A 26,632-nucleotide genomic window follows, 5' to 3' on the forward strand; every position below is an offset into this window, starting at 1 on the left:
GGCGACGGAGAGGGAGGACAAGGCGGCGCCGGGCATTTTCGCCCGCAGCTTACGCCGACAGCAGATACTTCGCCGTCGCCTCGTCGGTGATGAGGCCGTTGATCATCCGCCCCTTCAGTGCCGAGAGGATCGCCAGATGCTTGCGGCTTCCCTTGGCAAGCCCGATGACCGCGGCGTTATCGCGGGAGGGAAGCGGAACGGAGGCGACGCGCTCGTTGATGCTGCCGGACAGGAGCTTCCCCTCGCGGTCGAACATCCAGCCGCAGATTTCCCCCGCCGCCCCTTGCGCCATCAGTTGCGCCATTTCCTCCCGATCAAGGAAACCGTCGACGCAAAGCGGCGCGTCAGGGCCGAGTTCGCCGACGCCGACGAAGGCAACGTCGGCCTCCTGTGCCAGCTTCAGGGTCGACTGCACCAGGCTCTGCTGGTGCAGCAGGTCGCGCTCCTTGGCCGAGGAGACGAGCACCGGCAGCGGCATCGGGAAATGCCGAGCCTTGACCGCATCGGCCATGCTGAAGATGACGTTGTAGTAGGCTGCCGAACCATCCGGGCCGATGTTGCCCGTCAGCGACATGATGCGGTGCTGCGGGCATTCCATCGCCGGCAACTGGTCGATCGCCGCCTTGAGCGTGCGCCCCGTGCCTACCGCAAGCACGATCGGCTCCGGCCGCTTGAGCCAGCGTTCGATCTCCGCCGCCCCGGCCTCGGCGATGCCGACCGTGGTCGACGTCGAAGCCGGGTCGGTCGGCACCACGTCCACATGGACGAGGGCGAATCGCTCCTTGAGGCGCTGCGCCAACTCGAGGCACTCGGCGATCGGATGATCGAGCCGGACCTTGATCAGCCGTTCGGCGACTGCGAGCGAGACGAGCCGCTGCGCCGACTGGCGCGAAATGCCCATGGCAGTGGCAATTTCGTCCTGTGTGCGACCGGCGACGTAGTAGAGCCACCCGGCCCGCGCCGCGTCGTCCAGCCTGCCGCCCGTTTCGGTTCGCCTTGCCATCGCTTTCAGACCTCTAACCTGCTCGTGGGATTTGCTGCCATCATTTCCCCCGCCCTGTCAAACCCGTCTTGCAGGCTGCGGGACGAAACGGAAAACCGCCCGTTTCGGCAGGCTGAAACACAACCGCAGCGCTCAAGTTTTTCACCCTCCCAGGCCCTGGAAATCCGGTATTTCTGGCCAAAATTTTACCGTTTGATAAAAAAATAAACCGTGTTACCGTTTCTCCAGTCAAAAGCCCACGCAATGGGAGACAATAATGGGAACGAGCATATCCGGAATCATGGGGGGCAGGCTTTCGCCCGCCGACTACGAAAAGAACTTCACCGACCTGCATCCGCCGCTGGACCGACACCAGGCCCTTGTTGCCTCCGACCGCTGCTACTTCTGCTACGACGCGCCCTGCATGACGGCCTGTCCGACCGCGATCGACATCCCGATGTTCATCCGCCAGATCTCGACCGGCAATGCTGTCGGCGCGGCCAAGACGATCTTCGACCAGAACATCCTCGGCGGCATGTGCGCGCGCGTCTGTCCCACCGAAACGCTGTGCGAGCAGGCCTGCGTGCGCAACACCGCCGGAGACCGCCCCGTCGAAATCGGCCTCCTCCAGCGCCACGCAACCGACACGGCGATGGAACGCGACATCCAGTTCTACCAACGGCCTGAGCGCACCCACCGCCGCATCGCCGTGGTCGGCGCCGGCCCCGCCGGCCTCGCCTGCGCCCACCGTCTCGCCATGAACGGCCATGACGTCATCATCTTCGATGCGCGCGTCAAGCCGGGCGGCCTCAACGAATACGGCATCGCCACCTACAAGACGACGGACGACTTCGCCCAGCGCGAGGTGGACTACCTGCTGGCGATTGGCGGCATCGAGATCCGCAACGGCCAGAAATTGGGCCGCGACTTCACGCTCGGCGAACTGGCGGAGAACTTCGACGCGGTCTTCCTCGGCATAGGTCTCGCCGGCGTCAATGCGCTGCGGGTCGAAGGCGAGCAGCTTTCCGGCGTCGAGGATGCGGTCGATTTCATCGCCGCCCTGCGCCAGGTGGAGGACAAGGGCGACATCGCGGTCGGCCGGCGTGTCGTCGTCATCGGCGGCGGCATGACGGCGATCGACGCCGCCGTGCAGGCGAAGCTTCTCGGCGCCGAGGAGGTCACGATCTGCTATCGCCGCGGCAAGGAAGACATGAACGCCTCGGAATTCGAGCAGGAGCTCGCGACCTCCAAGGGCGTGATGATCCGCCACTGGCTGCAGCCCAGGCGCGTCATCGGCAAGGATGGCCGCGTGGCCGGCATTGAGGTCGAATACACCGAAATGCAGGACGGCAAGCTCTCAGGCACCGGAGAGACCGGCATCCTCGCGGCCGACCAGATCTTCAAGGCGATCGGCCAGACGTTCGACCCGGCGAGCGTTCCCAACCTGCGGCTCGATGGCGGGCGCATCGCCGTCGACGCGGAAGGCAGGACCTCGATGGCCCGGGTCTGGGCCGGCGGCGATTGCGTCAAGGCCGGCGAGGACCTGACGGTCACCTCTGTGGCCCAGGGCCGCGACGCCGCCGAATCCATCAACCAGGCGCTGGCCGCTGCGGCCAATTCCGCCGTCGCCGTCGCCTGAAGGGAGAAATAGACATGGCTGATCTCCGCAACACCTTCGCCGGCATCAAGTCCCCGAACCCCTTCTGGCTGGCGTCTGCGCCGCCGACGGACAAGGCCTACAACGTCGAGCGCGCCTTCAAGGCGGGCTGGGGCGGCGTGGTCTGGAAGACGCTCGGCGAGGAAGGCCCGCCGGTCGTCAATGTCAACGGCCCGCGCTACGGCGCCATCTGGGGCGCAGACCGGCGGCTGCTCGGGCTGAACAACATCGAGCTCATCACCGACCGGCCGCTGCAGGTCAACCTGCAGGAGATGAAGCAGGTGAAGATGAACTGGCCGGACCGGGCGCTGATCGCCTCGATCATGGTGCCTTGCGAGGAAAATGCCTGGAAATCCATCCTGCCGCTCGTCGAGGAGACGGGCGCCGACGGCATCGAGCTCAACTTCGGCTGTCCGCACGGAATGTCCGAGCGCGGCATGGGCTCGGCGGTTGGGCAGGTGCCGGAATATATCGAAATGGTGGTGCGCTGGTGCAAGCAGTACACCCGCATGCCGGTCATCACCAAGCTGACGCCGAACATCACCGATATCCGCAAGCCGGCGCGGGCAGCCAAGGCCGGCGGCACCGACGCGGTCTCGCTGATCAACACGATCAATTCGATCGTCTCCGTCGATCTCGACAGCTTCGCCCCCACCCCCACGGTCGGCGGCAAGGGCTCGCACGGCGGCTATTGCGGCCCGGCGGTCAAGCCGATCGCGCTCAACATGGTGGCCGAGATCGCCCGCGATCCGGAAACCTACGGCCTGCCCATCTCCGGCATCGGCGGCATCACCACCTGGCGCGACGCCGCCGAGTTCCTGGCGCTCGGCGCCGGCAACGTGCAGGTCTGCACCGCGGCCATGACCTATGGCTTCAAGATCGTGCAGGAGATGATCACCGGCCTGTCCGACTGGATGGACGAGAAGGGCCACCGCTCGCTGGACGACATCATCGCCCGCGCCGTGCCGAACACGACAGACTGGCAGTACCTGAACCTCAACTACGTCGCCAAGGCGCATATCGACCAGGACGCCTGCATCAAGTGCGGCCGCTGCCATATCGCATGCGAGGACACTTCGCACCAGGCGATTACCGCGCTCGTGGACGGCGTGCGCCACTTCGAGGTGCTGGAGGAGGAATGCGTCGGCTGCAATCTCTGCGTCAACGTCTGCCCGGTCGAGAACTGCATCACCATGGTGGGCCTCGAACCTGGCACGCTCGACCAGCGGACCGGCAAGCCGGTCGACCCCAACTACGCCAACTGGACCACGCATCCGAACAACCCGATGGCACGTCAGGCCGCCGAGTGAGCGATGGGACGCCGCCGGCACCACCGGCGGCGTCCTTCACGAGGCTGCGTCGCGCACCTGCAGACCGTTGATGAAGAGCTGCTCCAGGAAGCGCGCCGCGTCCTCGAAACGCCCGTCGCCGGCTTTCTCCTGTCCAAGCACCGCCCGGACCTGCACGTCGAAATCCGCATAGTGCTGCGTCGTCGACCAGATGGAGAAGATCAGGTGGTAGGGATCGCACCTGGCGATCTTGCCCGCCTTCGCCCAGGCGTGGATCACCGCCGCCTTCTCGTCCACCAGCGCCTTCAGCGGTCCTTTCAACTCGTCCTCGATATTGGCCGCCCCCTGCAGCACCTCGTTGGCGAACAGCCGGCTTTCGCGCGGAAAGTCGCGCGCCATCTCCAGCTTGCGGCGGATGTAGCTGCGGATTTCCGAGACCGGGTTTCCGGCGGCATCGAACTCGCGCAGGGGATCCAGCCACGTGTCGAGCACCCGCGTGATCAGCGCCCGGTGCATCGCCTCCTTGGTGCGGAAATAGTACAGGAGGTTCGGCTTCGACATGCCGGCCACCTCGGCGATCTGGTCGACCGTGGCGCCGCGGAAGCCGTGCAGCGAAAACACCTCCAGTGCCGCTTCGAGGATCCGCTCCTCCTTCTCCTCCTGGATGCGCGTGCGCCGTTGGGTCCTGGCTGCCCTCGGTAGAACCATCTGCTTCCTAGCCTTCGCACGGACGGGAAAGTGCCGTCAAAATCACCAGTTTAACTGTCTGCCATTCCTGTGGGCGAGGCCCGGGGCTTTTCGCTTTTTCGACTTGAGTGCCGCAACGGAAGCTGTAATGTTTACCAACCGGTCAAATTATCAGCCAGTTGCAGAACAAAGGCAACTGCTGTTCGGTAGGCGCAGAAAAACGACAAACGCGCCCGGTGACCGGCGGGAACAGACAACGGCTTCCAAGAGGAGCCGAAGGAAAAGGGAGCTAGCGAAATGGCCGCACCCGGCGAGAACATGCGCGTCAATGCCGACCGCCTGTGGGATAGCCTCATGGACATGGCGAAGATCGGCCCGGGCGTTGCCGGCGGCAACAACCGCCAGACGCTGACCGATGCCGACGCCGAGGGCCGCAGCCTGTTCAAGCGCTGGTGCGAGGCAGCCGGCATGAGCGTGTCCGCCGACAAGATGGGCACCATGTTCGCCACCCGCCCCGGCACCGACCCGGACGCGCTGCCGGTCTATATCGGCTCCCACCTCGACACCCAGCCGACCGGAGGCAAGTATGACGGCGTGCTCGGCGTGCTGTCGGGCCTGGAGGTCATCCGCTCGATGAACGACCTCGGCATCAGGACGAAGCATCCCGTCGTCGTCACCAACTGGACCAACGAGGAAGGCGCCCGCTTCGCCCCCGCCATGCTGGCCTCAGGCGTCTTCGCCGGCGCGATCGATCTCGACCACGCCTATTCGCGCAAGGACCCCGACGGCAAGTCCTTCGGCGAGGAGTTGGCCCGCATCGGCTGGGTCGGCGAGGAGGAAGTCGGCGCGCGCAAGATGCACGCCTATTTCGAATACCATATCGAGCAGGGGCCGATCCTCGAGGCCGAGGAGAAGCAGATCGGCGTCGTCACCCACTGCCAGGGCCTGTGGTGGTTGGAATTTACCCTCACCGGCCGCGAAGCGCACACCGGCTCGACGCCGATGAACCTGCGCGTCAACGCCGGCCTCGCCATGTCGCGCATCATCGAGATGGTGCAGGCGGTGGCGATGGAGGCCCAGCCGGGCGCCGTCGGCGGCGTCGGCCAGATGTTCTTCACGCCGAACTCCCGCAACGTGCTCCCCGGCAAGGTCGTCTTCACCGTCGACATCCGTTCGCCGGACCAGGCCAAGCTCGACGGCATGCGCGCAAGGATCGAAACGGAAGCCGCTAGGATCTGCGAGGCGCTCGGCGTCGGCTGTTCGGTCGAGGCGGTCGGCCATTTCGATCCGATCACCTTCGACCCGACGCTCGTGGCCTCGGTGCGCAAGGCCGCAGAAGACCTCGGCTACAGCCACATGAACATCATCTCCGGCGCCGGCCACGACGCCTGCTGGGCCGCCAAGGTGGCGCCCGCCACCATGATCATGTGCCCCTGCGTCGGCGGACTTTCGCACAACGAGGCCGAGGATATCTCCAAGGACTGGGCCAGCGCCGGCGCCGACGTGCTGTTGCGCGCCGTGATGGAGACGGCGGGGATTGTGGAGTAGCCCATGACGCCGGCGCGGAACGCCCCCTCATCCGGCCCTCCGGGCCACCTTCTCCCCGCTGGGGAGAAGAGGGAGGCCTTGGCGACCGCCAACGACATGCCGGCACCGACAGAGAATGCTGCATCTGCTGACGCTGGCAGGCTGAACGGGAAGGGCGCCGCGCGTTCCCTCTTCTCCCCAGCGGGGAGAAGGTGGCCCGAAGGGTCGGATGAGGGGGGCCACGGAGTGTCGAAAGAAGAAGTCACCAAGAGACGTCTCGGCAAGACGGCGCAGGCCCGCCGCCTGCGCCGCAGCGAAACCGAAGAGGAGTTCCGTCTCTGGAGCGAACTGCGCAATCGCCACCTGAACGGCTACAAGTTCGCGCGTCAGGTACCGCTTGGACCCTACATCGTTGATTTTCTCTGTCGTGAAGAACGGCTCATCGTCGAGATCGATGGTTTCCATCATGCTGAAGGCTGCACCGACATTCCCCGGACACAATGGCTCAATCGTAACGGCTATGCTGTCTTGCGCTTCTGGAACCACGAGATAACGCGCGAGCGCCGCGCCGTCCTAAATACGATCCTCGCCGCACTGTCCGGCCGCTTGAGCCAACGTTGCGACGCCACACGCTTTCACCCGTCTCTCATCACCGAAATGGAATCGACAGGGGAATAAAATGCCAACCACAGTCATCAAGGGCGGAACCGTCGTCACCGCCGACCTCACCTACAAGGCGGACGTCAAGATCGAGGGCGGCAGGATCGTCGAGATCGGCCCGGACCTTTCCGGCGACGAGGTGCTGGACGCGGCCGGCTGCTATGTCATGCCGGGCGGCATCGATCCGCACACCCATCTCGAAATGCCATTCATGGGCACCTATTCCTCCGACGATTTTGAGAGCGGCACGCGCGCGGCCCTTTCCGGCGGCACCACCATGGTGGTCGATTTCGCCCTGCCGTCGCCCGGGCAGTCGCTGCTGGAAGCACTGACGATGTGGGACAACAAGTCCACCCGCGCCAACTGCGACTATTCCTTCCACATGGCGGTGACCTGGTGGAGCGAACAGGTCTTCAACGAGATGAAGACGGTCGTGCAGGACAAGGGCATCAACACCTTCAAGCACTTCATGGCCTACAAGGGCGCCCTGATGGTGGACGACGACGAGATGTTCGCCTCCTTCCAGCGCTGCGCCGAGCTCGGCGCCCTGCCGCTCGTCCATGCCGAGAACGGCGACGTCGTCGCCTCGCTTTCGGCCAAGCTCCTGGCCGACGGCAACAACGGCCCGGAAGCGCACGCCTATTCGCGTCCCGCCGAGGTCGAGGGCGAGGCGACCAACCGCGCGATCATGATCGCCGACATGGCCGGCTGCCCGGTCTATATCGTCCACACCTCCTGCGAGCAGGCGCACGAGGCGATCCGCCGGGCGCGGCAGAAGGGCATGCGCGTCTATGGCGAGCCGCTGATCCAGCACCTGACGCTGGACGAAAGCGAATATTTCGACAAGGACTGGGACCACGCCGCCCGCCGCGTCATGTCGCCGCCCTTCCGCAACAAGCAGCATCAGGACTCACTCTGGGCGGGGCTCGCCTCCGGCTCGTTGCAGGTGGTCGCCACCGACCACTGCGCCTTCACCACCAAGCAGAAGCGCTTCGGCGTCGGAGACTTCACCAAGATCCCGAACGGCACCGGCGGGCTGGAGGATCGCCTGCCGATGCTCTGGACCTACGGCGTCAATACCGGGCGCCTGACGATGAACGAATTCGTCGCCGTCACCTCGACCAACATCGCCAAGATCCTCAACGTCTATCCGCGGAAGGGCGCGATCCTCGTCGGCGCCGATGCCGACATCGTCGTCTGGGATCCGAAGCGCAAGAAGACCATTGCCGCCAGGACCCAGCAGTCGGCGATCGACTACAACGTCTTCGAGGGCAAGGAGGTGACCGGCCTGCCGCGCTTCACCCTCACCCGCGGCGTCGTCGCGATCGAGGAAAGCACGATCCGCACGCAGGAGGGCCATGGCCAGTTCATCCGGCGCGAGCCGGTCACCGCCGTCAGCAAGGCGCTGTCCACCTGGAAGGAACTCACCGCCCCGCGCAAGGTCGAGCGCAGCGGCATTCCGGCAACGGGCGTGTGACGGCATGCCGCGATCCGTCCCGAGAGACCCCTCCCCGACCCCTCCCCACAAGGGGGAGCGGCGAGCCGGCGGCATCGCCGCGTGTCTTCTCCCCCCTTGTGGGGGAGATGCCCGGCAGGGCAGAGGGGGAATTCCCGGGAGAACGATCGTCAATCTCCTCCTCCGTTCACGGCACCAGTCCGTCCAGTTCCGGGAGCAGCACCACGCTCTCCTGCTCGTGCGGATCTGTCCGGGCGATCACCGCCGAGCAGGGCGCGTCGGAGAGGTTTGCCGGCAGGTGCGGCACGCCGGCGGGGATGTAGAACATCTCGCCCGCCTTCACGACGACATGTTCCTCGAGCCGTTCGCCGTACCAGGTGTGCGCCTCGCCCGAAAGTACGTAGATCGCCGTCTCGTGGCTCTCGTGCAGATGGGCTTTCGCGCGTGCGCCCGGCGGTATCGTCAAGAGGTGCATGCAGATGCCGGTCGAGCCGACCGTCTCGCGGGCAATCCCCTCGAAATACGAAAAACCCTGCTTGCCGTCATAAGTGCCGCCCGGCCGGATGACGCGGCAGGTCGCCTTTTCACCCCTATCCATTGTCCTTCCTCCAACCTTTCCATGTGAGCAATCCCGTGTCCGATCTGACCATGAAGACAATGCCGATTGCAATGCGCCCGACAGGCATGCAGTCTGGTTCCGCCAGCGCCATCGAGGGCACGAAAATGGACAGCCGCACCGCCGCCTCCGTCGTTTGCGCGCAAAATCTCGGCCTGACCTTCGGAACCGCCGATGGCCCGGTCGTAGCCCTGACGGACGTCAACCTGACGGTCGACAAGGGCGATTTCGTCTCCTTCATCGGCCCTTCCGGTTGCGGCAAGACCACCTTCCTGCGCGTCATCGCCGACCTGGAGAAGGTGACCTCGGGCACGATCACCGTCAACGGCATGACGCCGGAGGAAGCGCGCCACAAGCGCGCCTACGGCTACGTCTTCCAGGCGGCAGCCCTCTATCCGTGGCGCACCATCGAGAAGAACATCGCCCTGCCGCTGGAGATCATGGGCTATTCGGGCGCCGAGCAGAAGGAGCGGATCGCCCGCACGCTCGAACTCGTCAACCTCGAGGGCTTCGGCAAGAAATATCCCTGGCAGCTTTCCGGCGGCATGCAGCAGCGCGCCTCGATCGCCCGCGCGCTCGCCTTCGACGCCGACCTGCTCTTGATGGACGAACCCTTCGGCGCATTGGACGAAATTGTCCGCGACCACCTGAACGAACAGCTTCTGAAGCTCTGGGCACGGACGAACAAGACGATCTGCTTCGTCACCCACTCGATCCCCGAGGCCGTCTACCTCTCGACCAGGATCGTCGTCATGAGCCCCCGCCCCGGCCGCGTCACCGACGTCATCGAATCCACGCTGCCGAACGAGCGCCCGCTCGACATCCGCGAGAGCCCCGAATTCCTCGAAATCGCCCATCGCGTCCGCGAGGGTTTGCGCGCGGGGCACAGCTATGAGTGATCCGGAAGCACGAATGGTTCCGCCAGCAGATACCCCCCTCTGTCACTTCGTGACATCTCCCCCTCAAGGGGGGAGATCGTTCCCCACCGGCGCCCACCGTGCGTCGGCCCGCCATCCCAAGCCCTCTTTCGTAGCCGACGTGGTAAGACGGCGCCCCTTGCCGATCTCCCCCCTTGAGGGGGAGATGCCCGGCAGGGCAGAGGGGGGTGTCGCGGCTCGGAGGAAGCGGCCATGAACCCCCAGTTCATCCTCTGGCTGGCGGGCTCCATGGCCGTGTTCCTCTCGGCGGCGACGGCGTCGCGGGCTTATGTCTCCAGCAACAACGTGCTCTTGCTGGTCTTTTCGCTCTTCCTCTATTGCGTCGGCAACCTGATGATGGTGCGGCTGATGCGCGAGGGCGGGCTCGGGCTTGCGATCTCTGCCTCGGCCATCGCCCAGTTGCTGTTCGTCAACGTCATCGCCTTTGCCGTCTTCGACGAGCGGCTGTCCAATACCCAGCTTGCAGGCGTCGGCCTCGGCGTGGTCGCCATGGGACTGATGCTGCTGCCCCTGGGAGAGCGGAGCTGACGATGGAAAAGGAAAGCTTCATCCTCGATCGCCTCCTGCCCGTCGGCACCGTCGTCGTAGCACTCGTGGCGCTCTGGTACGTCGCCGCCGTCTTCCTAAATGCTCCCTTCGAGCGCGACACGGCCGCCCGCAACGGCACGACGATCACCTTTGCGGAGCTCCTGCCGAAGACCATGGCGCAGCAGCGTCCGGTGCTGCCGGCGCCCCACCAGGTGATCGCCGAGCTCTGGGACACCACCGTCAACAAGGCCGTCACCTCCAAGCGCAGCCTCGTCTACCACGCCTGGGTGACGCTCTCGGCCACCCTGCTCGGCTTTGCCATGGGCACCGTGCTCGGCATCCTGCTCGCCATCGGCATTGTCCACAACCGGGCGATGGACCGCTCGCTGATGCCCTGGGTGATCGCCAGCCAGACGATCCCGATCCTCGCCATCGCGCCGATGATCATCGTCGTGCTCAATGCGGTCGGCCTCTCCGGCCTGATGCCGAAGGCGCTGATCTCCACCTATCTCAGCTTTTTCCCCGTCGTCGTCGGCATGGTGAAGGGCCTGCGCAGCCCCGAGCAGATCCAGCTGGACCTGATGCACACCTACAACGCCTCTTCGGCGCAAACGTTCTGGAAGCTGCGCTGGCCATCCTCCATGCCCTATCTCTTCACCTCTCTGAAGGTGGCGATTGCGATCTCGCTGGTCGGCGCCATCGTCGGCGAATTGCCGACCGGTGCGGTGGCCGGCCTCGGCGCCCGCCTGCTCGCCGGCTCCTACTATGGCCAGACGGTGCAGATCTGGGCAGCGCTGTTCATGGCCGCCGCCGTCGCCGCCCTGCTGGTGATCGTGGTCGGCATCGCACACTCGGCCGTGCTCAGGCGGATGGGAGCGCGCGCATGAACGCAGCCCCGCTCCTCGCAGCCGTCGTCTTCTGGCTGGCCGCCTGGGCCTTCAACGAATGGCTCGTGCGCCAGCATTTCCAAAGCCGCGCCGTCCAGCAGATCGCGCGCGCCGTCGTGCCGCTGCTCTTCGGCATCACCCTGCTGGTACTGTGGGAAGGGATCGTGCGCGGCTTCAATGTTCCCTCCGTCCTGCTGCCGCCGCCGAGCGCGATCTGGCAGCGGCTGATCACCTCCCTGCCGACGCTCTGGGCGGATTTCCGCCAGACGTTTCTCAAGTCGGTGATCACCGGCTACGTGCTCGGCTGCGGCCTGGGATTCGTCGTGGCGATCCTGATCGACCGCTCGCCCTTCCTGCAGAAGGGATTGCTGCCGCTCGGCAACTTCGTCTCGGCGCTGCCGGTGATCGGCGTGGCCCCGATCATGGTCATGTGGTTCGGCTTCGACTGGCAGTCCAAGGTCGCCGTCGTGGTCATCATGACCTTCTTCCCGATGCTGGTGAATACCGTCGCCGGTCTCGCCGCGGCAAGCCACATGGAGCGCGACCTGATGCGGACCTATGCCGCGAACTGGTGGCAGACGATGGTGAAGCTGCGCCTGCCGGCCGCCTGGCCCTTCATCTTCAACGCGCTCAAGATCAATTCGACGCTGGCGCTGATCGGCGCCATCGTCGCCGAGTTCTTCGGGACGCCCATCGTCGGCATGGGTTTCCGCATCTCCACCGAGGTGGGCCGCATGAATGTCGACATGGTCTGGGCCGAGATCGCGATCGCCGCGCTCGCCGGCTCCATCTTCTACGGGACGGTGGCGCTGATCGAGCGCGCCGTCACGTTCTGGCATCCGTCTGTCCGCGGTGGGCAGGCGTAACAATGCGCAAAAATGAGGGAACAGCTATGAAAAAGACTATCGCATCGCTTCTCATGGCAAGCGCCTTTTCGCTTGCCGCCTTCCAGGCCGGGGCCGCCGACAAGGTCACGCTGCAACTGAAATGGGTCACGCAGGCCCAGTTTGCCGGCTACTACGTCGCCAAGGACAAGGGCTTCTACGAAGAAGAGGGGCTCGACGTCGAGATCAAGCCGGGCGGCCCGGACATCGCCCCGGCCCAGGTGATCGCCGGCGGCGGCGCCGACGTCGTCGTCGACTGGATGCCGTCTGCGCTTGCCACCCGCGAGAAGGGCGTGCCGCTCGTCAACATCGCCCAGCCGTTCAAGTCCTCGGGCATGATGCTGACCTGCCTGAAGGAAAGCGGCGTCAAGGGACCGGAGGACTTCAAGGGCAAGACGCTCGGCGTCTGGTTCTTCGGCAACGAGTATCCGTTCCTGTCCTGGATGGCGCACCTGAAGATCCCGACCGACGGCGGCCCCGAAGGCGTTACGGTGCTGAAGCAGGGCTTCAACGTCGATCCGCTGATCCAGAAGCAGGCGGCCTGCATCTCGACGATGACCTACAACGAGTACTGGCAGGTGATCGACGCCGGCATCAAGCCGAAGGACCTCGTCACCTTCAAGTACGAGGACCAGGGCGTGGCGACGCTCGAGGACGGCCTCTACGTGCTCGAGGACAAGCTGAAGGATCCGGACTTCAAGGCGAGGATGGTCAAGTTCGTCCGCGCCTCGATGAAGGGCTGGAAATATGCCGAGGAAAACCCGGACGAGGCGGCCGACATCGTGCTGGAGAACGACAGTACCGGCGCGCAGACCGAGGCCCACCAGAAGCGCATGATGGGCGAGGTCGCCAAGCTCACGGCCGGCTCCAACGGCGCGCTCGACGAGGCCGATTACAAGCGCACGGTCGCCTCGCTGCTGGCCGGCGGGTCCGACCCGGTCATCTCCAAGGAACCGGAAGGTGCCTGGACGCACGAAGTCACCGACGCAGCCCTCAAGTAGGGGTCAGCGCCGGCATTCGCCGAACAGGGCGCGCGGGGATATCTCCGCGCGCTTTTTCGTTCCTGGAGACCGCCATCAGGCCCCATGCGCGTCATGATGGCACAGGCCGGACCTGTTGCACGCTCACAACGCTCAATGTAAATAGTGAGGCACCATTTTGTTTGCTGCTTGTAAGCATGAAGCCGCCTCATTACATAAGGCGCGCGGTTTGGAGTGGCCCAAGAGGCCGAAAGGAAGCGAAAAGGCTACCTTTTCGACCGCGCCCGGAGGAAATGCGGCAGCACGGCGAAAATAGCCGGCCTACGCTCTGTGAATTCATTTGCATCTTGAAGGTTCGTCCATGGCGCTTGGATTGAAGTACGTACTCTGCCTGTCGGTTGCCATGTCGACGGCGACCGGCTTCGTGCCTGTCGCCGTGTCTGTCGCCCACAGCGCCGATGCGGCGCCTGTGGCCGAACAGGCGCCGAGCCTGCCGGCCATCGTCGTCACCGCCGTGGAAGAGCGCGCCATCGTCGATCGCGTCATCGCCACCGGCACGATCCAGCCGGTCGAGGAAGTCTATGTCGCTCCCCTCGTCGACGGCCTTTCCATCCGTTCCCTCGGCGCCGACGTGGCCGACCGGGTCAAGGAGGGCGACACGCTGGCGACCCTGAACGACGACGCGCTGGTGCTGGAAAACAGCCGGCTGGCGGCGATGCGGGCGAAGGCGGAAGCCTCCGTCGCGCAGATGCAGGCACAGCTGGTCGAGGCCAAGGCCAATGCCGAGGAGGCCGACAAGGCGCGCATCCGCGCCGAGACGCTGGTGAAGTCCGGTGCTACGTCGCAGGCGACCTTCGACCAGGCGACGGCAGCCGGCCGGGCCGCGGTTTCGCGCGTCACCTCCGCCGAGCAGGCGATCACGGTGTCGCAGGCGGAAATCCGCGTCATGGACGCCCAGATCGCCGACATCAACCTGAAGCTGGCGCGCACCTCCGTGAAGGCGCCGGTGTCCGGCGTCGTATCGACGCGCACGGCCAAGATCGGCGCGATCGCCATGGGCGGCGGGACGCAGCCGCTGTTCTCCATCATCCGCAACGGCGAGATCGAGCTGAAAGCGGACGTGTCCGAAGCGAACATCCTGAAGCTGCAGGTCGGTCAGGAAGCGACGATTTCGCTTGCCGGCGGCAGCGCGCGGCTGACCGGCCGTATCCGCCTGGTCGAGCCGACACTGAGCAACGACACACGGCTCGGCCGGACTTACATCAAGATTGACGAGCCGGAGAAGGCGCGCGTCGGCATGTTCGCCAGCGCCGAGATCACGGTGCAGGAGAAAAAGGGCCTCGTCCTGCCGCTTTCGGCCGTTACCACGTCCCGCGACGGCACCGTGGCCCGCAAGGTCGAGGACGGCGTCGTCACGCTGGTGAAGGTCGAAACCGGCATCCAGGACGGGCAACTGATCGAGATCACAAGCGGCCTTGCCGCCGGTGACGAGGTCGTCGCCAAGGCAGGCGCCTATGTCCGCGACGGCGACAGGATCAGGCCGGTGCGGGCCGCCCAGTCCCAGGCCGCGAACTGACGAGACCGCGAACTGACTGCGGCTTGAAAATTGAAGCCCGCCCCGATCGCCGCGATGGATTTCGCAAGGCAGGATGCGTGGTAAAGTATCGTCCGGGACAACCGCCCGTGCGACCGGAAAAATGGGAACGCCGGCGCCCGCGAGGTGCGCGGGACTGACGCGCGAAGATCGAGCCGGCCGGATGCGATTGGTCGCTGTGCGCTGTGCCATGAGGACAACTGGGACATGAACTTTTCTGCTTGGTCCATTCGCAACCCGATTGCGCCGCTGCTTGCCTTCTTCCTGTTGATGGTCGTCGGCATGCAGTCGTTCTATTCGTTGCCGATCACGCGCTTCCCGAACATCGACGTGCCCCTCATTTCCGTGAGCGTGGCCCAGAGCGGGGCAGCGCCGGCCGAACTCGAACTGCAGGTGACCAAGGAGATCGAGGATTCGGTCGCCGGCATCGCCGGCGTCGACCACATCATGTCGACGGTGACCGACGGCAGCTCCGTCACCAGCGTCATCTTCGAGATCGAGGTGCCGACGAACCAGGCGCTGCAGGACGTCAAGGACGCGGTCGATCGCATCCGCAACGATCTTCCCGCCTCCGTCGAGGAACCGATCGTCACCAAGGTCGACGTCGAGGGCCAGGCGATCCAGACCTTTGCGGTCTCCTCCCCCAACATGACGCTCGAGGAACTGTCCTGGTTTGTCGACGACACCGTCAAGCGCGCCCTGCAGGGCCAGCCGGGCGTCGGCAAGATCGATCGCTTCGGCGGCGCCGACCGGGAGGTCCATATCGACCTCAACGCCGACAAGCTGGAATCCTTCGGCATCTCGGCCGCCGACGTGAACCAGCAACTGCGCAGCATCAACGCCGACGTCGGCTCCGGCCGCGGCCAGATCGCCGGCGCCGAGCAGGCGATCCGCGTGCTCGGCGATGCGCGCTCGGTGGAAAAGCTCGCCGCGACCGTGATCGCGCTGCCGAACGGCCGCTTCGTCCGCCTGTCCGAACTCGGCCGCATCACCGACACCTACGAGGAACCGCGCTCCTTCTCCCGCTTCAACGGCAATCCGGTGGTGACCTTCGCCGTCTTCCGCTCCAAGGGTGCAAGCGAGGTGACGGTGGCGGAATCGGTCGACAGGGCGCTGACCACCGTGCGCGAGAAGAACCCCGATGTCGCGATCGGGCTGGTCGACGATTCCGTCTACTTCACCTACGGTAACTACGAGGCCGCCCTTCACACCCTCTTCGAAGGCGCAATCCTGGCGGTCATCGTTGTTCTCCTGTTCCTGCGCAACTGGCGGGCGACGCTGATTTCCGCCGTCGCCCTGCCGCTCTCGGCGATCCCGACCTTCTATGTCATGGACCTGCTCGGCTTCTCCCTGAACCTCGTCAGCTTCCTGGCGATGACGCTCGCGACCGGTATCCTCGTCGACGACGCGATCGTGGAGATCGAGAACATCGCCCGCCATATCAAGATGGGCAAGACGCCCTACAGGGCGGCGATCGAGGCCGCCGACGAGATCGGCCTTGCGGTGATCGCCACCACCTTCACCATCATCGCCGTCTTCGTGCCGGTCTCCTTCATGCCCGGCATCCCCGGCCAGTACTTCATCCAGTTCGGCCTGACGGTGGCCGTCGCCGTGTTCTTCTCGCTGGCGGTGGCGCGCCTCATCACGCCGGTGATGGCCGCCTACCTGATGCGGGCCAGCGACGCCGACGGCCACGGCGAGGAGAAGGAAGGCGCCTTCATGCGCGGCTACACCGCGATCGTCCGCACCACGACGAGCCACTGGTACAGCCGCTACGCCACCCTCGTCGCCGCGATCGCCTTCCTCGCCGGTTCGCTGTGGCTGCTGGCGCAGGTGCCGGGCAGCTTCATGCCGCCGGAAGATGCCTCGCGTGTCATCCTCTCGATCGAGCTGCCGCCGGACGCGATGCTCGAGGATACCGACCGCACGACAAGCCAGCTCTACGACCGGTTGAAGGATATCGACGGCGTCAGCGACGTCTTCGTGCTCGGCGGTTCCTCCCCCAAGGGCGATCTCGAGCTCCGGCGCGCGGGCATCACCGTCATGCTGGACAAGCGGGACCACTCGCTCGTCAACAGGATCGTCAACGACGTGATCGGCGGCCTGCCGGTGATCGGCCAGTACATGCCGAAGCTGCCGCCAGCCGGCCGCACCGTGCCGCAGTGGGACATCGAGCGCGAGATCTTCGCCGCCGTTCGCGACATCCCCGACGTCCGCATCATCAAGCTGAACGACCGCTACGAGCGCGACCTTTCCTTCAACCTGCTCTCCAACAACGAGGCGGATCTGGACAGGACCGTGGCCGTACTCGAGGCAAGGCTGCGCGCCGATCCCGTGCTGGCGAACGTCAGCCCGGACGGTTCGCTCCCGCGCCCCGAGCTGCAGATCCGGCCGCGTGACGACCAGATGGCGCGCCTGGGCATTACCACCGCCCAGATCTCCGAGGTCATCCGCGTCGCCACGATCGGCGATATCGACGCCCAGCTCAGCAAGATGTCCCTCGACGACCGCCTGATCCCGATCCGGGTCCAGCTCGACCGCGATTTCCGCGGCGATCTCGGCGCGATCCGCAACCTGAAGATCAGGACCGCCAAGGGCGAGTTCGTGCCGCTGTCCTCGGTCACCGACATCGACTATTCAGAGGGCCCGAGCTCGATCAAGCGCTATGACCGCAACCGCGTGGTCGCGATCGGCTCGGACCTGAAGCCGGGCGTGGCGCTTGATACCGCGACGGCGCGCTTCAAGGAGATCGCCCAGAGCATCGACATGCCCGATACCGTCCAGTTCCTGGAGAGCGGCGACGCCGAGGTGCAGGCCGAGATGCTGCAGGGCTTCGGCAATGCCATGCTGCTCGGGCTGCTCTTGGTGCTGACGGTGCTGATCCTGCTCTTCAAGGACGTGATCCAGCCCTTCACCATCCTGTTCTCGCTGCCGCTCGCGATCGGCGGCGTGGCCGCCGGCCTGATCCTGACGCAGAACTCACTCTCGATGCCGGTGCTGATCGGCATCCTGATGCTGATGGGCATCGTGACGAAGAACGCGATCCTGCTCGTCGACTTCGCCATCGAGATGATGCACCGGGGCATGGAGCGCACGCAGGCGATGGTGGAAGCCGGCCGCAAGCGGGCGCGCCCCATCGTCATGACCTCGATCGCCATGTCCGCGGGCATGTTGCCGTCCGCGCTCGGCGTCGGCGAAGGCGGCACGTTCCGCGCGCCGATGGCGATCGCCGTGATCGGCGGCATCATCGTCTCCACCGTGCTGTCGCTCGTCGTCGTGCCCTCCTTCTTCCTGATCATGGACGACCTGTCGCGCCTGCTGGCCCATGGCCGCATGGTCGGCAAGAAAGACGAAGAGACGCCACCGCTGGACAACGAGGCGCTCACCGAGGCCGCAAACGAGGCCGCCCGCAACGTGGAGGACCTGGACGACCGGGTCTCCGCCCTGGAGAAGCACGAGCGCGGAAAGAAGCCGCTCAGCGTCGTGCACCACTCCGCGCTCGCGGCCGAGTAACCGTCAGAAAAAGTGAAGTATGAGGCCGGGGCAACGCCCCGGCTTCTTCGTTTCATGACGGAACAGGCGTTTAACCGCGATTTGACCGAAATCAACGTGCGCCGCTTGTTTTCGCTCTAGTCTTTCGTCACATGCCGGGCCTGCAGTCCCTGTCTTCCGGGGAGGCACATTCGTCCGGACCGATGTCGGGAAGGAATGGGCGCGAGAGCCATGAACAGGATGATGAGACCCAACGCCTGGGAGCGTGAAACGCTGATGTCCCTGCCGCTGTTGTCCAGGCTCGGGCTGGAGAGCCTGTCGGCCATGCTGGATCTCGCGACCGTGCGGACCGTCGGTCCGCGGCAGACCCTGTTTCGCGAGGGCGAACCGGCCGATACGCTCTACTGCGTGCTCGGCGGCTACGTGCGGACCTTCCACCTGTCGCCGCAGGGCCGCGAGGTCGATCTTCTCATCCACGAGCCCGGCGACCTCGTCGGCGCCAGCGTCTGCCTGCACGGGCAGAACTACTGCGCCAGCGCCCAGGCCACCGACGCCGTCAAGATCGCCCTCTTCCCGCTGCAGCGCGTGCGCGAACTCGCAGCCGTGAAGCCGGACCTCGCATTGGCGCTGGCCGACGTGCTGGCGGGGCAATTCGCCGGCAGCCTGTCGACGATCGCCGACGACCGCCTGCATACCGCGCCGCAGCGGGTTGCGCAGTATCTGAAAAAGCAATGCCCGAGCGGAGCGCGCAACGTCAGCTTCCGCCTGCCCTACCAGAAGAACCTGCTTGCCGGGCAGTTGGGACTGGCGCCCGAGGCGCTGTCGCGCGCCTTCTCGCAGCTGCGCCGCCACGGCGTCAGCGTGCGCGGCCGGCTCGTGCAGGTCAACGATCCGGAGGAACTTCAGTCGGTCTAGGGTCAGCAGGGCCAGGCATCTGCCCGACGGCCACAGCAAGGCAGGTGTCCGCCCTGCTTTGCCTCATGTGCGATGCGAAATCGTCAGCACATCGGCTTTGCGTGCTTGTCGAAAGCATAGACGGCGCGCGTGCTGGCCGTGTCGCGGGCGTTCGCGAGCGCCCGGCGCGCCGCATCCATCGTCACCGCGGTCGGCACGTTCGGCACAATCCGGGCGACCCCTGCCGAGAGCGCCACCGCTACCGCCCCCGCACGCGTCGCCACCGGCCGCGTGGCGACCGACCGGCGCACGTCCTCCACGAGCAGGATGCAATCTTCCGGGCTCTGGCTTTCCAGCATCACCACGAACTCGCCGTCCGCCGACCGCCCGACCTGGTGGGGCGCGTGGAAGGTGCGCGAGAGTTCTTCCGCCACCAGCCGCAGGATGCGGTTGGCCGTATCCGTGCCGTGGCGGCTGGCAAGGAAGGTGAAATGCGCCACGCCGAACAGGATCACGAATCCGGGCACGACGGTCGCGTCCAGCGTTTCTGCGATCGCCTCCGGCTTCATGACGCCGGAGAGCGGATCCATCAGGGCGGCACGATCGACCCTGGCACGCAGGTGCTGGAGCGCACTGAAGCCCAGGCTGCCGAGGGCGGCCAGCAAAGCCGCCACGCTCGCGGCCATCAGCAGCGACGACGCCGCTCCCTGCGCGGCGGGTCCGGGTTCCGGCAGCGGCAGCAGCCGTATCGGCGCATGCAGCGCAGCCAGCATCAGATGCAGGCCGGTCGCCAGCGCCGCCGTGATCAGGAAGCCATACGGCAGGATCGTCGCGAGCTCGGCCTTTGCCGCTGCGTGATGTCCGCTCCGCAAGCCTCCCGATGAAGAACCGTCCCGAAACATTACATTCTCCGCATTCGCATGCGGTGAACATAATCGGGTGAATTTCACATCCGGCTAATCGGATCATTAAAAATCGATGCAATTCAAGCGGCTATGCCGGACGGGCCTGGATGGCTGGACGCGCTGCCTTCCGATCAATAGGCGCGTGGCGGCACGAACAGGCAGATCGTGCGGCCGCCTTCCCCGCCTGCGACCGAACACCAGTGGAACTCGCCGTCGGGCGACGGGCGGACGCGCGTGTCCCGGTATGGCACGACCTCTCCGGTGACATTGATGACGAAACCCTCGGGCCGCTCGCTGATCGCCTTGGTGGCAACCGGTCGGCAATCGTTCATGGAACAGCAGGCATAGGGGTAGCTCCAGCCGCTCGGCGCGTCGTGGCCGCTTGCCGGCGGCGCAAATCCGGACCAGAGCGCGACCTGCAAGGCAACGCCGGCGATCGGAAGCGAACGGCGCCGGACTGCGCGGGCGCTGCGGGCGTGAAGATGCGGTTTACCGTCATGCAATGATGGATGGGGCATATATGTCTCCAGTTCGGGATCAGCTGTCGCCTTACCCGCCTCGGAGCGTTCTTCCCTGTTCGGCGCGCGCCCGGCCCTGGACGCGGAGCGATGCCGGCATGAACGGCCGGTATCGGTTCAAGTGCCGCCGTGTCCAGCCCCCACCAACCCGCGGACATACCGGCCTGCCTTGTGACGGAGATCGTGTCGCGATTCCTGCGGCGGCGCAAGATTGGGCGCGCCCTCCCGAAGGCAGAGCCCGCCACATCCGGAAGGGGTGCTGCATTTCTGCAATGGTTACGCCCGGAACAAGTCAAAACGGACCATCCGTCGATTGAAGCCCGGGCGCCGCGCGCGGTGCGCGTGCCTCAAGCCACCCGATCCGGCGGGTCGCGCCCCTCGAAGAAGGCGGTGATGTTGTCCACCACCTTCATCCCCATGGCGGTGCGTGTTTCTGCCGTCGCACTTCCGAGATGCGGCAGCAGCACCACGTTCTCCATCTGCCGCAGCGCCTCCGGCACTTGCGGCTCGGCCGCGTAGACATCGAGGCCAGCGCCCGCGATGCGGCCGTCTGCGAGTGCTCTGACGAGTGCTGCCTCGTCCACGACATCGCCGCGGGCGGTATTGATGAGGAAGGCAGACGGCTTCATCGCCTGTAGCCGCCGGGCGTCGATGAGCCCCACGTTTTCGCCTCCACCCGGGCAATGCAGCGAGACGAAGTCGGATGCGGCCAGCACCTCCTCCACCGTATAGAGCTGCCGCGCGCCATGGCGCGCCGCTTCCGCGGGATCGACCCGAGAGCGGTTGTGGAAGACGACGTCCATGTCGAAGCCGAAGTGGCAGCGCCTGGCCATTGCCTTGCCGATCCGCCCGAAGCCGATGATGCCGAGCGTCTTTCCGGTCACCTTCGTGCCGATCATGTGGGTCGGCCGCCAGCCCGTCCATCCACCGGCCCGCAGCTCCCGTTCGCCCTCGCCGGCCCGGCGGGCGACCTGCAGCAGCAGCGTCATCGCCAGGTCGGCCGTACAGTCCGTCAGGACGCCCGGCGTGTTCGTGACCGCGATGCCCCGGGCCGAGGCTGCGGCGATATCGATATGGTTGTAGCCGACGCCGTAGTTGCCGATGATCCGGACCGAAAGCGCATCCTGCTCGAACAACGCTGCCGGCAACCGGTCGGAGACGGTCGGCAGCACGGCGTCGTAGCGCGCCAGCGCGTCTGCCAGCGCCGCCTGGTCCATCGGCCGGTCGCTGACGTTGAACTCTGCATCGAACCGCTCGGCCAGGACGGACTCTACCACCTGGGGCCACCGCCGCGTGACCAGGATGCGTGCCTTTTTCATTCGTCTCTCCGTTCCATGTGCTGCCCAGCAGACACGAAAAGAGCCCGGACGCAAGCGCCGGACCCAGTTTTCAGCCGGTTCGGGGCGGTCTTGGCGCCGCCCTTTCCGCCGGAACGATTATTCGTTCTCGAAGTAGCTGTACTTGCCGTCCTCACCCTTCTTCCAGGTGTACATGACGTAGTCCGGACGGGTGATGTCGCCCTTTTCGTCGAAGCCGAGTTCGCCGATGGCGGTCTTGAACGGACCCTTCGCCTTGATGGCTTCTGCAACGGCCTGCGGATCGGTGCCGCCGGCAGCCTTGGCGCCTTCAGCGATGACCTGAACGGCCGCATAGGCGTAGAGCGTGTAGGCTTCCGGTTCGAAACCGGCAGCGCGGAACTTCTCGACGAGTTCCTTTGCAGCCTCGTTCTTGCGCGGGTCCGGAGCGAACGTCATCAGCGTGCCGTCGACGGCGTCGCCGGCGATCGAGGCCAGTTCGTTCGAGACGATACCATCGCCCGACATCAGCGTAGCCTGAAGGCCCTGGTCTTTCATCTGGCGCATGATGAGGCCGGCTTCGGTGTGCAGGCCGCCGTAGTAGACGACCGAGACGCCGGCTTCCTTCATCTTGGCGATGAGAGCCGAGAAGTCCTTGTCGCCGGTGTTGATGCCTTCGTAGAGGGCTTCGGTGACGCCGGCTTCGTTCATGGCTTTCTTGGTTTCGTCGGCAAGGCCCTGACCGTACGGGGTCTTGTCATGGATGACGGCAACCTTGGCATCCTTGAAGTTGGCGGCGATGAAGGCGCCGGCTACCGTGCCCTGCTGGTCGTCGCGGCCGCAGGTGCGGAACGTGTTCCAGAGCCCGCGCTCGGTGTAGGTCGGGTTCGTCGAGGCCGGGGAGATCTGCAGGATGCCGTTTTCGGCGTAGATTTCCGAGGTCGGGATCGAGACGCCCGAGTTGAAGTGACCGACAACGAACTTCACGCCGTCAGCGACGAACTTGTTGGCAACCGAAACACCCTGCTTCGGATCGGAAACGTCGTCGCCGAGCACGATCTTGACCTGCTCGCCGTTGATGCCACCGGCTGCATTGAGATCGGCAGCGGCCTGTTCGGCACCCTTCTGCAACTGCGCGCCAAAGGCAGCGTTCGGACCGGTCACCGGACCGCCGACGCCGATCAGGATGTCGGCCCATGCATTGCCGCTGAACGCGACCATTGCAGCCAGCGCAACAGCAGACAAGAGAGACTTCTTCATTTCGTTACTCCCAAATTTTAAGGCAGGTCTGTTTTTTAACCGGTCGCAATACCCACCACCATTGCGCCGATGTCTTTGTTCCAAGACCGGCGCCAGCACGCCGGGCCTGGGGTTCCCTCTTATTTGGCTTTCCAGGAGAAGGGCGAAGCCTTCTCGTAGAGCCAATAGTAGATGTTGGTCATCTGCTTCGTGCGGTAGAAGCGATAACCGGCCGTAGCAAACAACAAAAGAACCACGGTGTCCACGAAATAGTACTGCAAAGTCAGCATGCTACCGTGGAACAACGCATGGTGGATGAAGCGGATCGCAACCCCCAGCAAAAGCACGTACAAGACGAGCGTCCGATAGGTCTGCCAGTTCTCCGCAACGCTCTTGCCCGTCCTCCAGGCGGTCCAGCCGCCCATGATGACGGTGACGAAAAGGAACTGCAGAAACGACGGCTCCTCGTAGAGAATTCCCTGCATGTCACATACTCCCTCTACAGCGCCGCGCGTCGTTCAATCCGCGCAAAGGTCGCTGTAACGCTTTGGTTCTGCGGATGGTCCCAAGGGTCCATGCGCGGGCCGCCCTCAATGCCGTCCACCTTCGAGATAGGCGGCGCGCACTTCCGGATTGGCCAATAGTTCCTTGCCCGAGCCGCTCATCGTCACCCGGCCGTTGACCATGACGTAGCCGCGGTCGGAGAGCTTGAGGGCGGCAAAGGCGTTCTGCTCGACGAGGAACACGGTCAGCCCCTGCTCCTTGTTCAGCACCTTGATGGCGTCGAAGATCTGCTTGACGATCAGCGGTGCGAGGCCGAGCGACGGCTCGTCGAGAAGCAGAAGCTTCGGCCGCGCCATCAGCGCGCGCCCGATCGACAGCATCTGCTGTTCGCCGCCCGAAAGCGTGCCGCCGCGCTGCGCCTGGCGTTCCTTCAGGCGCGGGAACAGCGTGTAGATCTTCTCCACGTCCTCGTCGAAGTGTTTCAGCTTGTCGAGGCTGGCCCCCATCTGGAGGTTCTCGTAGACCGTCATCCGCGGAAAGATGCGGCGGCCTTCCGGCGACTGCGCCACGCGCAGCCGCGCGATCTCGTGCGTCGGCAGCCGGGTGATGTCCTGGCCGTCGAAGGTGATGGTACCGGTGCGGGCCTGCGGGCTGCCGCAGATGGTCATCATCAGGGTCGACTTGCCGGCGCCGTTGGCACCGATGAGGCTGACGATCTCGCCGCGCTTAACCTCGACGTCGACGCCTGCCAGCGCGCGGATGTTGCCGTAGTAGGTCTCCACGGCGTGGACCTTGAGAAGGGTCTCGCTCATCAGTGCTTGCCCCCCTGCTCGCCATCGCTCTCCTGGATCTCCTGGATCTCCTCGATCACCTCTTCGACCTCTTCGTCCTCGACGCCCAGATAGGCCGCGATGACCCTCGGATCGTTCTTCACCTCGTCCGGCGTCCCGTCGGAAATCTTCTGGCCGTATTCCAGCACGATGACGTGGTCTGAGATTTCCATGACCACCGACATGTCGTGCTCGATGAGCAGGATCGACGTGCCGGTCTCGTTGCGGATCGAGCGCAGGAGCTCGTTGAGCGCCAGCGACTCGCGCGGGTTGAGGCCGGCCGCCGGTTCGTCCAGGCAAAGGAACTCCGGGCCTGTGCACATGGCGCGCGCGATTTCCAGACGGCGTTGCGCGCCATAGGGAAGGTCGCCGGCGGGATCGTCGGCACGCTCGAGCAGGTTCGCCTTTTCCAGCCAGTGCTTGGCGATCTCGATCGACTGCTCTTTCGCGCGACGGTAACCGGCGAAGCCGAGGAGGCCGAGGATCGTGTAGCCGGATGCCCGCATCAGCATGTTGTGCTGCGCGACCAGCAGGTTTTCCAGCACCGTCAGGCCCGAGAACATGCGGATGTTCTGGAAGGTGCGGGCAACCTTTGCATCGCGGGTGATCTCGAAATCCGGCATGCGCTCGAGCAGGAACTTCTTGCCCGACTGCTGGGTCATCGAGATCATGCCCATGGTCGGCTTGTAGAAGCCGGTGACGCAGTTGAAGACGGTCGTCTTGCCGGCGCCGTTCGGGCCGATCAGGGCCGTGATGTCGCCGCGCCGTGCCTCGAAGGACAGGTCGTTGATCGCCATCAGGCCGCCGAAGCGCATCGACAGATGCTCTACTTTGAGGATTGGATCTTGGTTCATCGCGTTCGTCTCGAGGGCGGACATCAACCGTGTCCCTCCTTGGTAAAGCTGCCGGACACGGCCTTGCGCTCATGCAGGAAGGCGGTCGGCTCGCGGCTGCCGACGAACCCGCGCGGCTTCCAAACCATGACGATGACCATGGCGAGGCCGAAGATCAACATGCGGTAGAGTTCCGGCGTGAAGTCCGGCCCGAAGATCGCCTTGAGGAAGGTCATTTCGCGCAGAAGCTCCGTGCCCCCGACCATGACGGTCGCAGCGACGGCGATGCCGACGAGCGAGCCCATGCCGCCGAGAACGACGATCGCAAGGATGATGGCCGATTCGAGGAAGACGAAGGATTCCGGCGAGACGAAGCCCTGCCGCACGGCAAAGAACGATCCGGCGAAGCCGCCGAACATGGCGCCCGTCGCAAAAGCGGTGAGCTTGGTCGTGACCGTGTTGATGCCGAGCGAACGGCAGGCGATCTCGTCCTCGCGCAGCGCTTCCCAGGCGCGGCCGATCGGCATGCGGCGCAGCCGGATGGTCACGTAGGCGGTCAGAAGCGCCAGCGCCAGGATCACGTAGAACAGGAAGATCTTGTAGTAGGCCGACGACATCGGTAGGCCGAAGACCTTGGCGAAGTTGTTCGCAGCCCCCACGTCGAACGACCAGATGCCGAAGACGCTCGCCTTCGGGATGCTGGAAATGCCGAACGTACCCCTGGTGACCTCGGTCCAGTTGATCAGGACGAGGCGGATGATCTCGCCGAAGGCCAGCGTCACGATCGCGAGGTAGTCGCCCTTAAGCCGCAGCACAGGGAAGCCGAGGATCATGCCCCAGAACGCGGCAAGGATGCCGGCGAGCGGGAGAAGAACCCAGAAGGAGAAGCCGAAGTGCTGCGACAACAGCGCGTAGGAATAGGCACCGACTGCGTAGAAGGCGACATAGCCAAGATCGAGCAGGCCGGCGAGGCCGACGACGATATTCAGGCCCCAGGCCAGCATCACATAGATGAGGATCTGGATGCCGAAGTTGTCGACCCATTTCAGCGAGCCCTGCACGCCGACCAGCGAGACGACGACGGGCGGCATCAACACGAGCGCGACGATCGCGATCTTGCTGAAGTTGCGGACGAAAAAGCCTTCCGGCGCCGCCTTGTCCACGACGGCCGCCCGGGCGGCCTTGCGGGACGCGATCCAGGGCTGGAGATACAGCACACCCAGGAAGCGACCGACGGCTGCCACGGCGACGAAGATCGCAAGCAGGCCCCAGCGCTGGTTGAGAACCAGTTCGTTGCGGATGTTCTGGGTGGTCTCCAGGCCGACGAACAGGAAGAACAGGCCGAAGGCGACGAGACCGGCATAGAAGCCCTCGCGCAGAGCCCGCGCCGTCAGGTTCCCGGCGGCGTTCTCGGTGGAGTAGGTAGTCGTTGCCATT

At 65.1% G+C, this 26,632-nt stretch carries 24 protein-coding genes; 13 read left to right on the forward strand and 11 right to left on the reverse strand.

Annotated features, from left to right (window positions below; all coding sequences use genetic code 11):
• Positions 1-49: 49 nt before the first annotated feature.
• Complete coding sequence (locus GGQ64_RS23040; protein ID WP_183807684.1) at positions 50-1,003, reverse strand: sugar-binding transcriptional regulator; 954 nt, start codon at positions 1,001-1,003, stop codon at positions 50-52.
• 256 nt (positions 1,004-1,259) lie between these two features.
• Between GGQ64_RS23040 and GGQ64_RS23045 the strand changes: the two genes are divergently transcribed.
• Entirely contained in the window at positions 1,260-2,621 is a 1,362-nt protein-coding gene (locus tag GGQ64_RS23045) for an NAD(P)-dependent oxidoreductase (protein WP_183807685.1), read from the forward strand.
• Positions 2,622-2,635: 14 nt separating this feature from the next.
• On the forward strand, positions 2,636-3,949 hold the full coding sequence (preA, locus tag GGQ64_RS23050) for an NAD-dependent dihydropyrimidine dehydrogenase subunit PreA (RefSeq protein WP_183807686.1): 1,314 nt from the start codon (positions 2,636-2,638) through the stop codon (positions 3,947-3,949).
• Between the two features lie 36 nt (positions 3,950-3,985).
• Here the strand turns inward: preA and GGQ64_RS23055 are convergent, their stop codons facing one another.
• Entirely contained in the window at positions 3,986-4,636 is a 651-nt protein-coding gene (locus GGQ64_RS23055; RefSeq protein ID WP_183807687.1) for a TetR family transcriptional regulator C-terminal domain-containing protein, read from the reverse strand.
• 276 nt (positions 4,637-4,912) lie between these two features.
• On the opposite strand from GGQ64_RS23055, the gene GGQ64_RS23060 reads away from it, so the two are divergent.
• Genes GGQ64_RS23060 through hydA form a run of 3 tightly spaced genes read left to right on the forward strand, consistent with a single transcriptional unit; the run spans position 4,913 to position 8,279 of the window.
• A complete protein-coding gene (locus GGQ64_RS23060; protein ID WP_183807688.1) occupies positions 4,913-6,163 on the forward strand; it encodes a Zn-dependent hydrolase in 1,251 nt (416 codons plus the stop codon).
• Between the two features lie 3 nt (positions 6,164-6,166).
• Entirely contained in the window at positions 6,167-6,820 is a 654-nt protein-coding gene (locus GGQ64_RS23065) for an endonuclease domain-containing protein (RefSeq protein WP_183807689.1), read from the forward strand.
• 1 nt (position 6,821) lies between these two features.
• Positions 6,822-8,279, forward strand: a complete 1,458-nt coding sequence (gene hydA, locus GGQ64_RS23070) for a dihydropyrimidinase (RefSeq protein WP_183807690.1) — start codon at positions 6,822-6,824, stop codon at positions 8,277-8,279.
• A 166-nt stretch (positions 8,280-8,445) separates the two neighbouring features.
• On the opposite strand, the gene GGQ64_RS23075 is transcribed toward hydA, so the two are convergent.
• Entirely contained in the window at positions 8,446-8,856 is a 411-nt protein-coding gene (locus tag GGQ64_RS23075) for a cupin domain-containing protein (RefSeq protein ID WP_183807691.1), read from the reverse strand.
• An 86-nt stretch (positions 8,857-8,942) separates the two neighbouring features.
• Between GGQ64_RS23075 and GGQ64_RS23080 the strand changes: the two genes are divergently transcribed.
• The 8 genes from GGQ64_RS23080 (at position 8,943) to GGQ64_RS23115 (ending at position 19,092) form a co-directional block, all read left to right on the forward strand.
• The gene (locus GGQ64_RS23080; RefSeq protein WP_246422867.1) at positions 8,943-9,773 is read left to right on the forward strand and encodes an ABC transporter ATP-binding protein; all 831 of its coding nucleotides are present in this window, start codon (positions 8,943-8,945) and stop codon (positions 9,771-9,773) included.
• A 231-nt stretch (positions 9,774-10,004) separates the two neighbouring features.
• Positions 10,005-10,340 (forward strand): hypothetical protein, encoded by a 336-nt coding sequence (locus GGQ64_RS23085; RefSeq protein WP_183807693.1) that lies wholly within the window; start codon positions 10,005-10,007, stop codon positions 10,338-10,340.
• A 2-nt stretch (positions 10,341-10,342) separates the two neighbouring features.
• Positions 10,343-11,227, forward strand: a complete 885-nt coding sequence (locus GGQ64_RS23090) for an ABC transporter permease (RefSeq protein WP_183807694.1) — start codon at positions 10,343-10,345, stop codon at positions 11,225-11,227.
• Positions 11,224-12,093, forward strand: coding sequence for an ABC transporter permease (locus tag GGQ64_RS23095; RefSeq protein WP_183807695.1), 870 nt, complete (start codon positions 11,224-11,226; stop codon positions 12,091-12,093). Before GGQ64_RS23090 ends, GGQ64_RS23095 begins: the two co-directional genes overlap by 4 nt.
• Before the next feature lie 26 nt (positions 12,094-12,119).
• On the forward strand, positions 12,120-13,112 hold the full coding sequence (locus GGQ64_RS23100) for an ABC transporter substrate-binding protein (RefSeq protein WP_183807696.1): 993 nt from the start codon (positions 12,120-12,122) through the stop codon (positions 13,110-13,112).
• Between the two features lie 382 nt (positions 13,113-13,494).
• Positions 13,495-14,667: an efflux RND transporter periplasmic adaptor subunit gene (locus GGQ64_RS23105; RefSeq protein ID WP_183807757.1), complete on the forward strand. Its 1,173-nt coding sequence runs from the start codon at positions 13,495-13,497 to the stop codon at positions 14,665-14,667.
• Positions 14,668-14,892: 225 nt separating this feature from the next.
• Positions 14,893-18,198, forward strand: coding sequence for an efflux RND transporter permease subunit (locus GGQ64_RS23110; protein WP_183807697.1), 3,306 nt, complete (start codon positions 14,893-14,895; stop codon positions 18,196-18,198).
• A gap of 222 nt (positions 18,199-18,420) precedes the next feature.
• Entirely contained in the window at positions 18,421-19,092 is a 672-nt protein-coding gene (locus GGQ64_RS23115; protein ID WP_246422869.1) for a Crp/Fnr family transcriptional regulator, read from the forward strand.
• An 83-nt stretch (positions 19,093-19,175) separates the two neighbouring features.
• Here GGQ64_RS23115 and GGQ64_RS23120 read toward each other — a convergent pair whose 3' ends face one another.
• The 8 genes from GGQ64_RS23120 to livM form a co-directional block, all read right to left on the reverse strand.
• Positions 19,176-19,973: a GGDEF domain-containing protein gene (locus tag GGQ64_RS23120; RefSeq protein ID WP_183807699.1), complete on the reverse strand. Its 798-nt coding sequence runs from the start codon at positions 19,971-19,973 to the stop codon at positions 19,176-19,178.
• 134 nt (positions 19,974-20,107) lie between these two features.
• A complete protein-coding gene (locus GGQ64_RS23125) occupies positions 20,108-20,494 on the reverse strand; it encodes a hypothetical protein (RefSeq protein ID WP_246422870.1) in 387 nt (128 codons plus the stop codon).
• 347 nt (positions 20,495-20,841) lie between these two features.
• A complete protein-coding gene (locus GGQ64_RS23130; protein ID WP_183807700.1) occupies positions 20,842-21,813 on the reverse strand; it encodes a 2-hydroxyacid dehydrogenase in 972 nt (323 codons plus the stop codon).
• A gap of 117 nt (positions 21,814-21,930) precedes the next feature.
• Positions 21,931-23,049, reverse strand: coding sequence for a branched-chain amino acid ABC transporter substrate-binding protein (locus tag GGQ64_RS23135; protein ID WP_183807701.1), 1,119 nt, complete (start codon positions 23,047-23,049; stop codon positions 21,931-21,933).
• A 119-nt stretch (positions 23,050-23,168) separates the two neighbouring features.
• Positions 23,169-23,513 carry a DUF6867 family protein gene (locus GGQ64_RS23140; protein ID WP_183807702.1) on the reverse strand — a complete coding sequence of 115 codons (345 nt, stop codon included), beginning with the start codon at positions 23,511-23,513 and terminating at the stop codon, positions 23,169-23,171.
• 105 nt (positions 23,514-23,618) lie between these two features.
• Positions 23,619-24,344: an ABC transporter ATP-binding protein gene (locus tag GGQ64_RS23145; RefSeq protein WP_183807703.1), complete on the reverse strand. Its 726-nt coding sequence runs from the start codon at positions 24,342-24,344 to the stop codon at positions 23,619-23,621.
• Positions 24,344-25,240 (reverse strand): ABC transporter ATP-binding protein, encoded by an 897-nt coding sequence (locus tag GGQ64_RS23150; protein ID WP_281380584.1) that lies wholly within the window; start codon positions 25,238-25,240, stop codon positions 24,344-24,346. Before GGQ64_RS23150 ends, GGQ64_RS23145 begins: the two co-directional genes overlap by 1 nt.
• Positions 25,240-26,631 (reverse strand): high-affinity branched-chain amino acid ABC transporter permease LivM, encoded by a 1,392-nt coding sequence (livM, locus tag GGQ64_RS23155; RefSeq protein WP_183807705.1) that lies wholly within the window; start codon positions 26,629-26,631, stop codon positions 25,240-25,242. The genes GGQ64_RS23150 and livM overlap by 1 nt, the downstream gene beginning before the upstream one ends.
• Position 26,632: the final 1 nt, after the last annotated feature.

The organism is Mycoplana azooxidifex (genome assembly GCF_014196765.1).
Taxonomy (GTDB): Bacteria; Pseudomonadota; Alphaproteobacteria; order Rhizobiales; family Rhizobiaceae; genus Mycoplana; species Mycoplana azooxidifex.

Excerpts from the sequence above, each read along its gene's own strand:
- GGQ64_RS23055 (WP_183807687.1), bottom strand. The coding sequence starts at position 4,636 with ATGGTTCTACCGAGGGCAGCCAGGACCCAACGGCGCACGCGCATCCAG.
- preA (WP_183807686.1), top strand. The coding sequence starts at position 2,636 with ATGGCTGATCTCCGCAACACCTTCGCCGGCATCAAGTCCCCGAACCCC.
- GGQ64_RS23135 (WP_183807701.1), bottom strand. The coding sequence starts at position 23,049 with ATGAAGAAGTCTCTCTTGTCTGCTGTTGCGCTGGCTGCAATGGTCGCG.
- GGQ64_RS23110 (WP_183807697.1), top strand. The coding sequence starts at position 14,893 with ATGAACTTTTCTGCTTGGTCCATTCGCAACCCGATTGCGCCGCTGCTT.
- GGQ64_RS23095 (WP_183807695.1), top strand. The coding sequence starts at position 11,224 with ATGAACGCAGCCCCGCTCCTCGCAGCCGTCGTCTTCTGGCTGGCCGCC.
- GGQ64_RS23075 (WP_183807691.1), bottom strand. The coding sequence starts at position 8,856 with ATGGATAGGGGTGAAAAGGCGACCTGCCGCGTCATCCGGCCGGGCGGC.
- GGQ64_RS23115 (WP_246422869.1), top strand. The coding sequence starts at position 18,421 with ATGAGACCCAACGCCTGGGAGCGTGAAACGCTGATGTCCCTGCCGCTG.
- GGQ64_RS23080 (WP_246422867.1), top strand. The coding sequence starts at position 8,943 with ATGCAGTCTGGTTCCGCCAGCGCCATCGAGGGCACGAAAATGGACAGC.
- GGQ64_RS23090 (WP_183807694.1), top strand. The coding sequence starts at position 10,343 with ATGGAAAAGGAAAGCTTCATCCTCGATCGCCTCCTGCCCGTCGGCACC.
- GGQ64_RS23120 (WP_183807699.1), bottom strand. The coding sequence starts at position 19,973 with ATGTTTCGGGACGGTTCTTCATCGGGAGGCTTGCGGAGCGGACATCAC.
- GGQ64_RS23140 (WP_183807702.1), bottom strand. The coding sequence starts at position 23,513 with ATGCAGGGAATTCTCTACGAGGAGCCGTCGTTTCTGCAGTTCCTTTTC.
- GGQ64_RS23065 (WP_183807689.1), top strand. The coding sequence starts at position 6,167 with ATGACGCCGGCGCGGAACGCCCCCTCATCCGGCCCTCCGGGCCACCTT.
- GGQ64_RS23040 (WP_183807684.1), bottom strand. The coding sequence starts at position 1,003 with ATGGCAAGGCGAACCGAAACGGGCGGCAGGCTGGACGACGCGGCGCGG.
- GGQ64_RS23150 (WP_281380584.1), bottom strand. The coding sequence starts at position 25,240 with ATGTCCGCCCTCGAGACGAACGCGATGAACCAAGATCCAATCCTCAAA.
- GGQ64_RS23105 (WP_183807757.1), top strand. The coding sequence starts at position 13,495 with ATGTCGACGGCGACCGGCTTCGTGCCTGTCGCCGTGTCTGTCGCCCAC.
- GGQ64_RS23045 (WP_183807685.1), top strand. The coding sequence starts at position 1,260 with ATGGGAACGAGCATATCCGGAATCATGGGGGGCAGGCTTTCGCCCGCC.
- livM (WP_183807705.1), bottom strand. The coding sequence starts at position 26,631 with ATGGCAACGACTACCTACTCCACCGAGAACGCCGCCGGGAACCTGACG.
- GGQ64_RS23100 (WP_183807696.1), top strand. The coding sequence starts at position 12,120 with ATGAAAAAGACTATCGCATCGCTTCTCATGGCAAGCGCCTTTTCGCTT.
- GGQ64_RS23085 (WP_183807693.1), top strand. The coding sequence starts at position 10,005 with ATGAACCCCCAGTTCATCCTCTGGCTGGCGGGCTCCATGGCCGTGTTC.
- GGQ64_RS23145 (WP_183807703.1), bottom strand. The coding sequence starts at position 24,344 with ATGAGCGAGACCCTTCTCAAGGTCCACGCCGTGGAGACCTACTACGGC.
- hydA (WP_183807690.1), top strand. The coding sequence starts at position 6,822 with ATGCCAACCACAGTCATCAAGGGCGGAACCGTCGTCACCGCCGACCTC.
- GGQ64_RS23125 (WP_246422870.1), bottom strand. The coding sequence starts at position 20,494 with ATGCCCCATCCATCATTGCATGACGGTAAACCGCATCTTCACGCCCGC.
- GGQ64_RS23130 (WP_183807700.1), bottom strand. The coding sequence starts at position 21,813 with ATGAAAAAGGCACGCATCCTGGTCACGCGGCGGTGGCCCCAGGTGGTA.
- GGQ64_RS23060 (WP_183807688.1), top strand. The coding sequence starts at position 4,913 with ATGGCCGCACCCGGCGAGAACATGCGCGTCAATGCCGACCGCCTGTGG.